This window comes from Opitutus sp. sgz309028, from assembly GCF_059821195.1.
The window spans coordinates 335,822-350,466 of the sequence record NZ_JCAMRR010000003.1; the positions used below are offsets into that span (position 1 = coordinate 335,822).

11 protein-coding genes are annotated in these 14,645 nt (G+C 65.5%); 6 read left to right on the forward strand and 5 right to left on the reverse strand.

What is annotated here, in order from left to right; all coding sequences use genetic code 11:
- Positions 1 to 2 precede the first annotated feature (2 nt).
- From AC6RV7_RS13140 to AC6RV7_RS13165, 6 genes are all read left to right on the forward strand, one after another.
- On the forward strand, positions 3 to 1,106 hold the full coding sequence (locus AC6RV7_RS13140; protein ID WP_500094456.1) for a glycoside hydrolase family protein: 1,104 nt from the start codon (positions 3 to 5) through the stop codon (positions 1,104 to 1,106).
- A gap of 19 nt (positions 1,107 to 1,125) precedes the next feature.
- Positions 1,126 to 2,223: a Gfo/Idh/MocA family protein gene (locus tag AC6RV7_RS13145; RefSeq protein ID WP_500094457.1), complete on the forward strand. Its 1,098-nt coding sequence runs from the start codon at positions 1,126 to 1,128 to the stop codon at positions 2,221 to 2,223.
- Entirely contained in the window at positions 2,220 to 3,578 is a 1,359-nt protein-coding gene (locus tag AC6RV7_RS13150) for an MFS transporter (RefSeq protein WP_500094458.1), read from the forward strand. The genes AC6RV7_RS13145 and AC6RV7_RS13150 overlap by 4 nt, the downstream gene beginning before the upstream one ends.
- Before the next feature lie 170 nt (positions 3,579 to 3,748).
- Positions 3,749 to 5,332, forward strand: coding sequence for an ABC transporter substrate-binding protein (locus tag AC6RV7_RS13155; RefSeq protein WP_500094459.1), 1,584 nt, complete (start codon positions 3,749 to 3,751; stop codon positions 5,330 to 5,332).
- Positions 5,333 to 5,334: 2 nt separating this feature from the next.
- Positions 5,335 to 6,216 carry a carbohydrate ABC transporter permease gene (locus tag AC6RV7_RS13160; protein ID WP_500094460.1) on the forward strand — a complete coding sequence of 294 codons (882 nt, stop codon included), beginning with the start codon at positions 5,335 to 5,337 and terminating at the stop codon, positions 6,214 to 6,216.
- Positions 6,213 to 7,043, forward strand: coding sequence for a carbohydrate ABC transporter permease (locus AC6RV7_RS13165; RefSeq protein ID WP_500094461.1), 831 nt, complete (start codon positions 6,213 to 6,215; stop codon positions 7,041 to 7,043). The genes AC6RV7_RS13160 and AC6RV7_RS13165 overlap by 4 nt, the downstream gene beginning before the upstream one ends.
- Positions 7,044 to 7,068: 25 nt before the next feature.
- Here the strand turns inward: AC6RV7_RS13165 and AC6RV7_RS13170 are convergent, their stop codons facing one another.
- The 5 genes from AC6RV7_RS13170 to AC6RV7_RS13190 all read right to left on the reverse strand — a co-directional run bounded on the left by AC6RV7_RS13170 (position 7,069) and on the right by AC6RV7_RS13190 (position 14,645).
- Positions 7,069 to 8,583: a PQQ-dependent sugar dehydrogenase gene (locus tag AC6RV7_RS13170; protein WP_500094462.1), complete on the reverse strand. Its 1,515-nt coding sequence runs from the start codon at positions 8,581 to 8,583 to the stop codon at positions 7,069 to 7,071.
- Between the two features lie 5 nt (positions 8,584 to 8,588).
- Positions 8,589 to 10,226 (reverse strand): PA14 domain-containing protein, encoded by a 1,638-nt coding sequence (locus AC6RV7_RS13175; RefSeq protein ID WP_500094463.1) that lies wholly within the window; start codon positions 10,224 to 10,226, stop codon positions 8,589 to 8,591.
- A 115-nt stretch (positions 10,227 to 10,341) separates the two neighbouring features.
- Positions 10,342 to 11,856 (reverse strand): 3-keto-alpha-glucoside-1,2-lyase-like domain-containing protein, encoded by a 1,515-nt coding sequence (locus AC6RV7_RS13180; RefSeq protein WP_500094464.1) that lies wholly within the window; start codon positions 11,854 to 11,856, stop codon positions 10,342 to 10,344.
- A gap of 6 nt (positions 11,857 to 11,862) precedes the next feature.
- Positions 11,863 to 13,188, reverse strand: a complete 1,326-nt coding sequence (locus tag AC6RV7_RS13185) for a Gfo/Idh/MocA family protein (RefSeq protein ID WP_500094465.1) — start codon at positions 13,186 to 13,188, stop codon at positions 11,863 to 11,865.
- Positions 13,189 to 13,211: 23 nt separating this feature from the next.
- A complete protein-coding gene (locus AC6RV7_RS13190) occupies positions 13,212 to 14,645 on the reverse strand; it encodes a Gfo/Idh/MocA family protein (RefSeq protein WP_500094466.1) in 1,434 nt (477 codons plus the stop codon).

Consider the following 14,645-nt stretch of genomic DNA (forward strand, 5'->3'; position numbering starts at 1 on the left):
TTATGAAGTTCGATGAACTGTCACTTACGCGCCGCTCCTTTGTCACGGGACTGGCGTCGTTGCCGCTCCTGCTGGCAGCTACGCGCGCGCTCGGAGCGGACAACTCCACCGACACGATTGCGCGATCGGACTTCGCCCGACGGCTTCGCCCGCTGGGCCGGATTCTCGAGCTGGAAGGATATTACGTCTGGTGTCAGGCGCCGATCTTCGGGCCGGACGGACGCGTGCATGTGTTTTTCTCCCGCTGGCCGGCGGCGAAGGGGATGGGCGGCTGGATCAATTCGTCGGAGATCGCCCACGCCGTGGCGCCGAAGCCGGAAGGACCTTACGAAGTGACTGGTGTCGTGCTCGCGCCGCGGGGCGCGCCGCACTGGGACGCGACCACGTGTCACAATCCCCACATTCAAAAAGTGGGCGACCGCTACGCGCTGTTTTACATGGGCAACCGCAATGGCCGGACGGATACGAAGCGCATCGGGCTCGCGTTGTCCGCGTCACTCGACGGCCCATGGACGCGCAGCGAGTCGCCGCTGCTCGAGCCCGGTCCGGCCGGAGCGTGGGACGATCACTGCACGACGAATCCGTCGCTACTGCAGCATCCGGGCGGAGAGTTCTGGCTCTACTACAAGTCGTGGAACACCGCCGAGTATGAAGCCGGCGGGCCGCCGGTGCGCGGCAACCGGAAATACGGGCTCGCGATCGCGGACAAGCTCGAGGGCCCGTATCGGCGTCATCCGCACAATCCGCTCATCGATTTTTCCGGGCGCGGCGAGAACCGCCAGTGCGAGGACGCCTACATCTGGCGGCAAGGCGACCGCTACCGCGCGGTGATGCGCGACATGGGCGTGTTCAGCCACGAGGTCGGTCTGTATTTGGATTCGCATGACGGCATCGCCTGGAGCGAACCCACGATCGCCTACGAGCCGCTGAAGGCTTATGCGAACGAGCCGCCGCCACCGCGGCACCTGAACCGGTTTGGCCGGCTCGAACGGCCGCAACTGCTGATGCGCGATGGCCGGCCGGCATATCTTTACACAGCGACACAGGGCGGACGTTTTGCCACGGCCACGGGATTCCTGTTCGCGATCGACGGCGTCGCGGCCTGACCGCGGTCGCATTTTGACGATGAAACCGCTCGGACTCGGTGTGCTCGGACTGGGAGAAGGACGCAGCATCATCTCGGCGGGACTGCGCAGTCCGCTCTGGCGCGTGGTCCGGCTCTGCGATCTCAACACGACGCTCGGCCGGGAGCGCTGCGCGGAGTTTGGACTCGATGCGGCGTGCTTCACGTCGTCGCTCGATGCGATGCTCGCCGATCCGGCGGTCGATGTGGTGGGCATTTACACGCCGGACCATCTGCATGCGGAGCACGTGTTGCGGATTCTGGCGGCGGGCAAGCACGTCATCTGCACGAAACCGTTTCTCGACCGGTTGGATCGTGCGGCCGACGTGCTCGCCGCGGCCGATCGGTCGGGTCGGCGTGTGATGGTTGGACAAAGCTCGCGGTTCTTCGCGTCCTTCGTGCGGCAGCGCGAGCATTTCGAGTCGGGCGCGTTGGGCGAATTGAACTCGGTCGAAGCGTATTACAACGCCGATCACCGCTGGTTTCTCGCCAAGGGCTGGGCGAAGACGGACGCGTTCAAATGGCTTTACGGCGGGCTGAGTCATCCGGCGGATTTCATTCGCTGGTATCTGCCGGACGTGGCGGAAGTGATGGGTTATGGGCGCCTGAGCGAGAACGGCCGGCGCCTCGGGCTCGTGCACGACGACACGTTTCATTTCATCTTCCGCAGCGCGTCGGGTCGCATCGCGCGCGTGAGCGGAACGTATTCGGCGCCGGTGACGCCGAACGCGCGCGACAGCAACATGAGCTGCGTGCTCCGCGGAGCGTTGGGCGCTTCGCAGGCGGACTATTACGATCTGCGCTACGCGTGGAAAACCGACGAGCAGTCGGCGATCGAAACCTTTGAGGACCAGGACGAGTATTTTTTCCGGTTCGGCGGCCACTCGCATCACGCCGGCGAATACCAAAACTACATCGAGTATTTCGCGCGTTGTCTGGCGGAGGAACGGCAGCCGTTACCCGACGTGCGTGAGGGTATGGTGACGGTGGCGCTGCTGCAGGCGATGGAGGAGGCGACGCAGACGGGCGCGGCAGTGAAGGTGCGCGCAGTCCTCGCGCGACACGGACTGGAAGCGCTGGCGGACGAGCGTGGCGCATGAGCGAAACGGTGACACGCACGACGCTCACGACCCGCGCGAGCTACGCGGCGAGCGACGTCGCGGGTCAACTCGTCTTCTGCTTCATCTCGTTTTATCTGCTGTATTTTTATACCGACGTTTACGGTCTCTCGGCGGCGACGGCGGGCACGATTTTGTTGGTCGCACGCCTGGTCGATGCGCTCGACGCGCCGTTGTGGGGGATCGTTTTCGAGCGCACGCGCAGCCGCTGGGGGAGAAGTCGCCCGTGGTTTCTCTGGCTCTGCGGACCCTTTGCGCTGTTTGGCGTGCTGACGTTTCTGACGCCGGAACTCGGGTCCGTCGCGAAGATCGCGTATGCGGCGGCGACCTATGTGGTCGTGAGCGTCCTGTATACCGGTATCAACACTCCGGTGACGTCGATCCTCGGGGCGCTGACGTCCGAGCCGCGCGAGCGCGTCACGCTCACGTGCTGGCGAATGTATGGCTCGAAGCTCGGCGTGCTGATCGTGAACCTCAGTGCGCTGCCGCTGGTCGGCTGGCTCGGCGGCGGGGACGACCGACGCGGCTTCATGCTGGCCATGCCGTTTTATGCGGCGGGCTCGGTGGTCTTGTATCTCGTCGCGTTTCGCAATCTCCGCGAAGTCGTCCCGGTCGCTCCGGCGACGCGGGTGTGGGCAGGGTTTCGGGCGCTGCGCGGCAACCGGCCGTGGCTGATCATCTTCGCGAGCAGTCTCTTTTTCTGGGTGGCGTTCATTGCGCGCGTGTCGGCGGCGCCCTGGTTTTTTGAATACACGCTGCAACGAAAGGATCTCATCCCCCTCGCCAACGGCCTCGATTTCATCTCGCTCGCGAGCGTTTTCCTCCTGCCGTGGCTTTGCCGCACGACCTCGAAAACGACCGCTTGGAGCCTGGGACTCGCGGGAATGATCGCCGGTCAATTGATCCTGCTGATCGGCCTGCGTCAGGATCAGTCTTTGCTCTGGGTGATGAGCGGCTGGGCGCTGGGTTTCCTCGCGAGCGGCGTGGCGATGGCGATGCCGTTTTCGCTGCTCGCGGAGAGTGTGGATTACGGCGAATGGAAGACGGGCGTGCGGGCCGCGGGACTGCTGACCGCGATCGGGGCGGCGTTCAGTTTGAAAGCAGGCGCGGGGCTCGGTGGCGCGTTGCCCGGCTGGATCATGGCGGCGAGCGGATACCGGCCAGGCGGCGTGCAACCGGAAGCGGTCTTGTCGGCGATCGAGCTCTGCGTCGTCTGGCTGCCGTCGGGCTTTCTGCTGCTGAGCCTGATTCCGGTCCTTGGCTACCGAAGCTACGAGCGACTCGAACCGGCGATCCGCGACGAATTAACGCGTCGGCGGGCACGACGAGGATTGTGACGCGATTGTCCGGTGAGCGGTGAACTCTCGCTCCGACAAAAAGACGGTTCAGGTTTTTCACGGGTGGGCGCGAAGGGCATTGACAGAAAAAGTGCGCGGCAGTGAAAAATATAGGCCGACATATACCAGTAACGGTAATGCCCTTTGCCCCACGAAATTTAATCCCCAAATTGCAGCTCAAGCCGGCGCGCGACCGGTGGGCGAGCCTTTACGATCCATTCCCGGAGGCCCTCCCAGAGAGGAAGTTGCGTCGGTATTGGGCCCGCGTGGGGGTGCTGTTCATCGCCCTGGGGGTGGAAGTCGGGTCGACTTGGGCGGAAACCGGTGCCGGTGAGCGCGGGCAGCTGACGGTGGTGTCGATTCACGAGGACCTGCTGCCGGGGATTCGGGCGGTGTTACCGGAGTTTGCGGCGAAAACCGGTTGGTCTGTCGAGGCGCAGGCGGTGCCGTATTCGGCGCACGAGTTGTGGATTCGCACGCAGATTCTCAGCCGCAGTGCGCCGGACGTGCTGCTGGTGGAGAGCACGGATCTGCCGTGGCGCTATGGTCATTCCGGCCTGCTGGTGCGCTGGGATGCGTGGCTGTCGCAGCCAAATCACTACGACGGGGCGCACGCGTCGCGCCCATGGATCGACACGTTTCAAAACGAGCTGATTCATCAGACTCGCGATGCGGCGGGCGCGATCTGGTGCGTGCCTTACACGCAGTATGGCGTCGGCTTTTTCTACAATCGCGCCGTTTACGACGAACTCGGGTTGTCGCCGCCGCGCACGTGGGAGGAGTTGCTGGCCAACTTCGCCGCGGTGCGGGCGTCGGGACGCAGCGCCTTGGTCACGGCCGTGAAACCCAACGATCACCAGTCGCTGTGGATGGCCGACATGATCCTCGAACTGCTGCTGCGGCCGGTGGCGGAGCAGGTGAACGTGCAAACGCGCGCGGGTTGGAAATTCGACGCGCTAGATCCGGAGTGCACGCGCGGCGAGGTGATCACGCTGGAGGAGCGGCTGGTGGCATTCGACCGCGGCTTGATCGATCCTGCGCGGGCCCCGGCGTTTCGAGAGACGGCGCGGCTGATACGGCGGCTCGCGGCGGAATTCCGGCCGGATTTTTTGAGCCTCGATGGCGAGGAAGTGCCGCGGGTTTTCGCGCGCGGGCAGTCGGTGCACTTTCTGAACGGCACCTGGTATCTGCGACCGTTGACGGCGATGCAGCGGGGCATCGCGGAGATCGCGCCCGAGCGCGTGTTTCCGTGGGCCGTGTTTCCGTTTCCGGAACTGACGGCGCAGAGCACGCCGCTGCCGCGTCTCGGTGGCATCAACCAAAACTCCGGCTTGCGTGCGTGTTTCATCGTGCCGCGGCGGCCGGACGATCCCGACCGCGAGCGGCGTGCGATCGATCTCGTGCGCTTTCTCACGGCGCCGGCGGTGGCCGCGGAATCGTTTGGGCGCACTGCGGTCTATGATCTGCCGGCGATGCCGGAAGTGGCGCCGAAACCCGGCGCCGAGCCGCTCGTGCCGAAGGTTCGCTACGCGTTTCTCACTCTCGCGCAGTTTCGCGGCTACGATGCGCGCAGCGAAGGCGAGTTCTGGAATCTCTGGCAGGGATTGCTCGGCGGCCTGATCGATGAAGATGAGTTCGTGCGGCGGCTGGGCGCGTCGCACCGCGCGGCGCTGTTTCGCCTCTCGCAGGAAAAGGCCGCCCAGTTGGACCGGACGTTTCTGCAGCAGCAACTCCCGGAGGGCTTCCGACCGTGAATATGACGTTTGCAACCGACCGATCGGAGCGTTGGCGCGCTGCGGGTTTCCTGCTGCCGGCGCTGGCCTTCTTCGGACTTTTCGTGGTGCTGCCGGCGCTCTCGGCGCTGGCGCTGGCGTTTTTCCGCACGGACGGTCTGGCGATGCGGCAGTGGGTGGGAACGGAGAATTTTCGCCAGCTGATCGACGATCCGCTGTTCTGGAAATCGATTCGCAACCTGCTGTGGTTCGCGCTGCTGACCGTGCCGGTGCAGACGCTCGGGCCGCTGTTCGGGGCGAAGCTGCTCTACACGCTCCGCTCGCCGCGCGCGGCGTATTGGTATCGCACGCTGCTCGTGTTCCCCGTGCTCGTGCCGGGCGTGGTGACGATTCTCGTTTGGCAGGAGCTGTATGGGGCGTCGGGGCCGATCAACGTGCTGCTCGACGCGGTGGGACTCGGCGAACACGCGCGCGCGTGGCTGGGCGATCCGGCGACGGTGGTGCCGGCGATCGTGGCGATCGGCCTGCCGTTCACGGGCGGCGTGTTTCTCCTGATTTACCTGGCGGGATTCCTGTCGATTCCGCCTTCGCTGGTCGAGGCGGCGAAGCTCGACGGCGCGGGCGCGCTGCGGTTGTTCGCGAGCGTGGAGCTGCCGATGCTGCGAACGCAGATCGGCGTCATCGCGCTGCTGTCGCTGCTCGGCGTGCTGCAGAATTTCGACAACATCCAGATCCTCACGAACGGCGGGCCGATGAATGCCTCGCTGACTCCGGCGCTGTATCTGTTTCGCTCGGGTTTCGAGTTCGGGCAGCTCGGTTATGCGAGCGCGCTCGGCGTCGTGCTGCTCGCATTGTGTGCGGCGCTGACGCTGCTCGTGCGGTGGGCGGGAAGGAGGCAGTCGTGAACCGCGCGGGCGTTTCGCGGCAATGGCTGCTCCACGGTCTGCTCGCGATCCTCGCGCTGCTCACGGCGCTGCCGTTTGCGATCATGGCGGTGATGTCGGCGAAGGACCTCGGCCAGCTGACGCTGAGTTTCTGGGCATGGCCGTCGCCGTTTCGCTGGGAAAACTACTGGTTCGGTCTGCGCGCGACCGTGCAGTATCTCGGCAACAGCATCGCGGTGAGCGCGGCGGTCTGCGTGCTGACGCTGGTCTGCGCGGCGCTCGCGGCGTATGCGTTCAGCCGGTTCCGGTTTCCCGGACAAAAGACGTTGTTCGGCACGCTCCTGCTCGCGTTGATGATTCCGAGCGCGCTGTTGCTCGTGCCGCTGTTTCTCGTCAGCCGCGAGCTGGGTTTGCTCGACACGGTCTGGGGCCTCGTGCTGCCGCAGACCGCCGGCGCGCTGCCGCTCGCGATTCTGCTATTGCGTTCGTTTTTCGACGAGCTGCCGCGCGATCTTTTCGACGCCGCGCGGATCGACGGCGCGAGCGAGCTGCGGGTGTTGTGGCACGTGGTGGTGCCGCTCTCGGTGCCGGTGTTCAGCACGGTCGCGATCCTCAACCTGCTCGCGTCCTGGAATAATTACATCTGGCCGCTGCTGACAGTGCAGTCGGAGTCGTTGCGCACGCTGCCGCTCGGCCTGGCGTTTCTGGTGTTCGAGCAGGATCTGAAGTTCGAACCGGGCAAATTGATGGCCGCTTATTTGATGGCGTCGCTGCCGCTGTTGATCCTGTTCCTGTTCATGACGCGGCCGTTTGTGAAGGGGTTGACCAGCGGCGCGCTGAAGGAATGAGTGGCGCAAGATACATCGTCTGCGATTAGCGGACGGGGATTTCGTTGAGCGTATACCAGCCGATCGGGTGGACAAGCGTCGCGCCATCGGCGCTGCGCACGCCGTCGAGGCGGAGTTCGTGCACATGCCCGCGCGTGAGGGGAGAAACGACGAGACGCACACTGCGACGGTCGACGGACACGATCGCTTGCATGACCGTCGGGATCACGCGATCCAGTTCCTCGCTGCCATAGGCTTCGCTGTGGAGATAGGTCCACGCTTCCATCGCATACGAGTCCGGATTGGCGGCCGAGATCGGATCGACGGGTTGTGTGAACGACACGACGAAGCCATCCGGCTGCGCGCGAATCTCGAGCGGTTCGAACGGAATCTGTCCCCGCCAGCGGATGCGCTCGAAATGAAAAGCCTTGCCGCCCTTTGCGCCCCAGCCACGCGCCGATCCGGTGACGAAGAGCGAGCCGTCGGGGCCGAAGACCATGCCGATCGGGCCGCTTTGAAGTCCGCTGAAAAAGGGAAACACGGCGCCCTGGTAAAGGCCGTTCACTTTTTCGAGTGCGATCCGAGTGATCTGCGAGAACGTGTGCTCGGCCACGAAAAGCTGCGGGCCGAAAGGACCGAATTTTCCGCTGGTATCGAACGCGATCGCCGTTGGCGAACGGCCCGCGCGATTGTGCGGAATCAGCACGGCCGGCGGGAGGAATTTTGGATCGGCGAGATGGTCGGTGAGGATCCGGCCGGTCGATGGCGTCAGCGGTTTCGCACCGAGTTCCGGGCCAGCGCGATCCCACCACGCGAGGCTCGGCGGCGCGCCCTGAAATGAACCGGGCGCGAGATGTTTCAAAGAGGAGGTGCCGTTCCAGTCGCCCTGGTTGTCGGTGTAGAAAACGTCGCCGTCGGCATTGAAGCCGACGCCGCCGGGCGAGCGCACCCCTGCGGCGGTCGGGAGGATCCGGCCGTCCGGAGTGACGCGCAGCACCCAGCCGCGCCAGGGCACCGGGCTGCTGCTCGCGCCGGTGAGGCAGAGCGCGGCCCAGATGTTGCCTTCGCGGTCCGGCCGCGAGCTGAACGCGTATTCGTGAAAGTTGCCCGAATTCCCAAACTGGTCCGTGAGGACCTCGGATTCGTCGGCCCGACCGTCGCCATCGACATCGCGCAGACGCGTGATGCCGCTGCGTTCGGTGACGTAGAACCAGCCGTCCCGCCAGAACACGCTCAAGGGCTCGTGGAGATCGGTCGCGAAAAGTGTGAACCGCGCGCGGTTGAAATCCTCTGCGAACGCGTCGTCCACGAGCCAGAGCTCGCCGCGGCGCGTCGAAATGACCAGGCGACGGTCCGGGAGCACGTCGATGCCGGCGCCTTCCAGCACCCTGTCATCAGAAAACGAATACGGAGACACCTCGTAGAACTCGCGCTCCCGCCGCAGATCGGAATCGTAGGGCGCAGCGGTGACGCGATGAACGGTCTTCGGCAGGTCGGCCGGCTGGGCGTCGGCGGTCGCGGCGAGTGCAAGCAAAGCGGGGAGGAAACGAAAGGAGCGCATGAGAATCAGTGAGCGTGAGCGGCTGCCGCCTTGGCCGAGGTGGAGAGCCAGCGGTATTCGACGGTGAGCGCGGCGCGTCCGTCACGGATCGGCACACGCACGACGGCCTGCGGGGTGCCGCGTTCCTCGCGAAGCTCGATCTTGCCGCCTGAAACGGTGAGGCGCATCCGCTCGTCGAGAGATAGCCCTTCCGGCGTGAGCGAGAGTCGGCGGTGAGCGGCGAGGCGTAGCCAGAGTTCGCTCGTGGCGCGTCTCGGATTCTTCAGATGCACGGTGCGGGTGAGGACAAGGTTGTCCTTCGTCACCTCGCCGCTGGAGGTCCAGAATTCCTCGACGATGGAATCGCGGAAACGATAGCGGAAAACCGGCGCGCGCTGGGCGTCGAAACGATGTCCGAGAAACCGAACCTCGGGTGGTGTCGGCGCGGACGTGTCCTCGAGAAAACCTGGTATGGGCGGGAGCCGCACGACATCGAAACCGGCGGGCTTGATCGCGCCGATGCCGCGGGACACGCGATGGGCTTTCACGTCGAGGAAATCGCCGGCCCACAGAGAGCTGACGCTGCAGGTCTCGGGATTCCACGAGAAGTTCGCACCGCCGGGAAAGCCGACGGCGAAACCGCCGTGCGGGATACCGGCGAGATAGTTGCGGTAGACGATCGGTTCGTGATCGGGGCGAAGCTGCATGCCCTCGAGCCGGTCGCCGTCGTTCTGCCGTTTGCGCTCGACGAGATTGAGGCGCGAGAGCGCGTGTTCCTCGAAACCAGGACCGCTCCACACGAGCGAAACTTCGGGATCGTCGCCGAGCTGGTGCCAGTAGCGCATCACGATCTTGCGGTCGCCGGCGCGGAGCGGAACCGTGCCGGACTTGATCGCGCGCGCGGAGTGACCGGTGCGGTGATCGACGACGAGCGTGCCGTCGATGAAGAGCTGCGTGCCCTTGTCGGCGGCGAGGCTGAACATGTAGTCGCCGTCAGCCGCCACCGGCAGGGTGGCGGTGAATTCCATCGCATAGTGATCCGCGATCGCGACGGGCGTCGCGTCGATGAGGCCGTCGGGCAACGTCCCCGACTGGATCGCGTGAGCGCGAATCGCGTCGAAATCGGGAAATGCCTTTAGCGCGCCGGTGCGAAACATCGTGTAGCGGAGGTCGCGCAGCCCGGCGACATCGGCCTGCACGTGCATCGTGCCGAACATGAGCATCGCGTGGCCGGGAAACGTGCACACGAACGGATAGCGTCCTGCGCGCGTCGGGGCGTCGAACTCGATGGTTTCATCGCGCCCGCCGTCGAGCATCGACGTCGCGACGAAGACCCGCGGATGTTTCGGAATCCACTGTTGCGCGGGACCATCGGCCCCGAGCGCCCAGGCGGCTTGCGCGACTTCCAGACCGTTGTCTTCGGAGGCGTTCGGTTCGCAGACCTCGCGTGGCAGGCAGATGAGGACGTTGTGCGGCAGCGAGTCCTCGTTTTGGAAATGCAGACGCACGCGACTGCCGACGGGCACCTTGAATTCCTTCACATCGAAACGCATCTGCTCGCGCACGGTGCGGATCGTGACGTCGACGGGTGTGGCGTGGATTTGTGGATACAGAAGTGCGCACAACAGCGGCGCCAGCGCACGGAAGGAGCAGGGGAATGGCATGAAGAAAGTTGGAAGCGTGGGGCATCGCCCAGCGGGTGCGCAGCATGAGAGGCCCGCGCACCGGCGGGACCCGGGCGAAGGTAAACGAACGACGACTGCGGCCAGCGACGCCGGCTCAGAGTCGCTCGACGGCGAGATTGCGGAACGAGATCGGCGAGCCGTGGTATTGGAGGCCGATGCGACCGGAACGCGCCATATCGCGGTAGGCTGTCTCGAACTTGTTGGGCGTGCCGTCCGGGTTGCGGCCAGCGGTTTTCCACTGGTCGAGATTCATCTCGGTGACCGTGTCGCCATCAATGATGACGGTGATGCGGTTGGCACGACAGATGGCGGTGAGCCGGTGCCAGCGGTCCGGCACGATCCCGGTTTTTCGCGCGGGGGCGAGGCAGTCGAAGATCGCGCCGGCGAGATGTTTGTCGTCGTCGGCCTCACCTTGGAGAATCTGCACCTCGATCGCGTGGTGCAGCCAGTTGACGGTGTCGTCGCAGCGAAGGAAGAGGCCGCTGTTGCCGCCCGCACGGGTCTTGAATTCGAGATGAACGGCGAAATTGCCGTAGCTCTCGCGCGTCCAGAGATCGCCGCCGCCCTTAGCGATGAGCACGCCGTTTTCCCAGGCCCAGGAACCGGGCTTGAACTCGGCGTTGCTCAGATCGGGCGCGAACAGTGGGGCGGCGGGCGCCCAGCGGGCCGATTCTGCGCCGGCGCCGCGTTGGTTGAGTTCGCGGGTGTCGCGCGAGAAACCCGGCGGAGGCACGCGACCGGCGATCAAGTCGGCGTCCGAAGCTTTCTCGGCGCGACGGAAGAATTCCACACTGCGCGCGACCTCCGCCTCGAGCTGCGGCGTGCGGTGTTCGTATTCCACATAAACGATGCCGCGAAAACCCTGGCGCCGGAGTTCGGCGAGCTGGCCGGCGGCGTTGCTCGCGCCCGTGCCCCAGGGCACGTCGTGCGCGGGACGCGCGATCTCGGTGAGATCCTTGAAATGAAGCGAAATCAGACGGCCTTCGGCGGCGCGCAGGCAGTCGACGGGATCGAAACCGGAACGCGCCCAGTGGCCCGTGTCGCCGCAGAACCCCATGTGTTTACCGTAGGGCGCGAGCGCGGCCACGACGTCGGCGGGCGGATTGTGGGGATTCGGGTGGTTGTGAATCGTGACCGCGACGCCGTAGTCACGCGACAGGCGGTCGAGCACGGGAAAGACCTCGCCCCATTTCGCCTTGGGCGGTTCGCAGGCGATGTCGCGCAGGCCCATCGCTTGCGCGAACGAGAAGATCTGGCGCCACTCGTCCTCGTTTTCGGCCCGCACGACGCCGAAACTCGTCAGCGTCACGCCTTTGGCCTTGAGGAGCGCGAGCACCCGGGCGCGGGTCGCGGCGTCCATCGACGGCACCATCGTGCCGTCGATACCGCCGCCGATCTTCTGACGCGGGTAAGCTTGGATATAACGAACGCCGAGCGCGGCGGTTTTGTCGACGGCCTCGGCGAACGTCCCGCGGTTGAAGGTCCACGCTTGGACGCCGAGTTCGATCTGGTGGTCGTGAACGTCAGCCGAGCGGGTGGCGCCGGCCTGGTGACAGCCGGCCAGCAGCAGCGCGCCAAGAAAAAGGGTGAGCGAAAGAAGGCGTTTCATGGGGAATCAGAACACGCGGTAATTTTTTTGGATGAAGCGGGACGCGGAGGGGAGGTTCGCGCAGACGCCGCGGGCGGCGTCCCACTCGATCGGCTGGCCGGCGCGGATCGCGAGGTTGCCGAGCAGGATCATTTCCGTGAGGTCGGCGGCGTGATCGATGAAGTTGGAGCAGGGCGCGGTGCCGCCCTTGCAGGCCTGTATCCAGTCTTTCATGATGCCACCGGGCACGCGCGGGAGTCGCTTCGGCGGGCGGTCGGTGAACGCGCGCATTCTTTCCTCCGGAATGAGGCGCGGCGAGCTGCCATAGTTGGTGCCGTCCATGATGACGCCGTTGTCCCCGTAGTAGATGACGCCGCCTTTGGGCAGCGTGGCGTTGGGGCCGAGTTCCTTCGGGACGGGAGGCTGCTTTCCGCCGTCGGACCAGATCAGTTTTACGGGCGGACGGCCATTGCGCGCGGGGAAGTCGAAGGTGACGACGGACCATTTCGGCGCGGAGACCTCGCTGTTGCCTTCGCTCTCGGCGGAGACGCGGACATTGCCGCGCAGATCGAGAGCCCAGAACGGGGCGTTGAGCAGGTGGCAGCCCATGTCGCCGAGTGCGCCGCAACCGTAGTCCCAGAAACCGCGCCATTTGAACGGCGCGAGCAATGGGCTGTAATCGCGTTCAGGCGCGACGCCGAGCCAGAGATTCCAGTCGAGGGTGGCCGGAATCTCTTTCACCGGTTTCGGCAGCGGAATACCCTGCGGCCAGACGGGGCGCTGGTCCCAACAATAAATTTCTCGGACGTGGCCGATGACGCCGGCCTCGATCCATTCCTTGGCAAGCCGCGCGCCTTCGCCGGCCTGGCCCTGGTTGCCCATCTGCGTAACGACGCCGGTGCGCAACGCGGCGGCCTTCAAGGCGCGCGCTTCACCGATGGTGTGCGAAAGCGGTTTCTGCACGAACACGTGTTTGCCGCGTTCCATCGCCATCATCGCGATCGGGAAATGCATGTGATCCGTCGTCGAGACGGTGACGGCGTCGAAGTCATCGCTCATCTCGTCGAACAACTGCCGGTAGTCGCGAAAGCGCGGCACGTGCGGCCAGCGCAGAAAGGACGCGCTGCCCTGCTTGAAGTCGACGTCGCACAACGCGACGATGTCCTCATCGGCGCAATTGAGCAGGTCGGTCGAGCCTTTGCCGCCGACGCCGATGCCGGCGATCCGAAGTTTGCGCGCGGGAGAGATGAGGTTGCGGAAACGCGGAGCGGACGCGGGCTGCGCGCGGAGGCCGGGAATGCTGGCGGCGAGCGCGGCGACGGCGGCGGTTTGGATAAAAGTGCGGCGGTTCATGCCTGGGGTGGAGGGTTGCGCGGTCACGATTGAACAGGAAGGGCGGGGAGTTCGCGGGCAGCGACGGTGAAGCCGGAACGATAGCTCGGACGCAGCAGTGCGGCGGCGGACGGCTCACCCGGCACGGACATCGTCGCGGCGTCCCAGCGAATGCGGCGGCCGAGCTTGAGCGCGACGGTGCCGAGCAGGACCATCTCGGTCTGGGCGGCGGCGAGGTCGAAGCCGGTGAACGTCGTGCCGCGTCCGCGACAGGCTTGCACCCACTCGTTGTAATGACCGCTGGTGCCCTGCTCGCGATTGCGCGGCAGCGTGACGGGAACGGCGGTGCAGGCCTCGTGCTTCAGGATGCCGTTGAACCGGGGCTCGCCGTGCAGCTTGATATAGGTATCGCCATAAAGGATACCGCGGTCGCCGACGATGAGCTTGTTGTTGGAGGGGATCTTGCTGCCGAACTGGGCCGGAATGCCAAGCGATTCGAGCAAGGCCGGATCGGGCGTGCGACCGCCTTCATACCAGGAGAGCGTCAGTGGCGCGAGCGGGCCGCGGGCCGGGAAACGATAGTCGAGGCGCGCGCTCGCGGGAAACAGGCCGGGGGCGAACGGATCGCTGAAAACGACGTCGATCTCGGAAGGCGCCGCGAGGTCGAGCGCGCGGAACGACAGGTTCGTGAGATGGCATCCCATGTCGCCGAGCGGGCCGCAGCCGAAATCCTGCCACCAGCGCCAGCGGAACGGATGATAGTAGGAGTTGAACTCGCGTTCCGCAGCGACGCCCAGCCAGGTATCCCACGCGAGACCGGGCGGCGGCTCGTGTCGCGGCGGCTCCTTCGGCAAACGCGAGCTGCGGTCGGTCCAGATGTGCACTTCGCGCACCTGGCCGAGGACGCCCGCCTGGATCAACTCGATGCCGCGGCGGAGCGATTCCGACGCGCTGCTCTGCGTGCCCATCTGCGTGACGACGCCCGCTTGGCGGGCAAAATCGCGCATCCAGCGTGCTTCGGCGACGGTGCGGGTGAGCGGCTTTTCACAGAACACGTGCAGTCCGCGCGACATCGCGAGCAGGCTGATCGGCGCGTGCATGTGGTCCGGCGTCGTCACCACGACGCCGTCGAGATCCGGCTCCTTTTCGATCAGCTCGCGGTAGTCCGCGTAACGGTGGGCGTGGGGAAACTTCGGCGATGCGAGCTCGACCCCTCGCGCGAGCCGCGCGGCGTCGACATCGCACAGCGCGGCGATTTCCACGTCGAGCTGGAGGAAATCGCGAATCGTATTCTGGGCGCGGCCCGACGTGCCAATGAGCGCGATGCGGGGCGGGCGATCGACGACTTTCGGCGTTCGGGAAAGTGGCGTCGAGGTGGGAACGGCGCGACCGAGGCGCGGGAGCGCGACGCCGGCGGCGGCGAGCAGCGAGAGCTGGATGAACTCGCGGCGGGTGGGGCGGGGTGGGGGAGGAAGCAT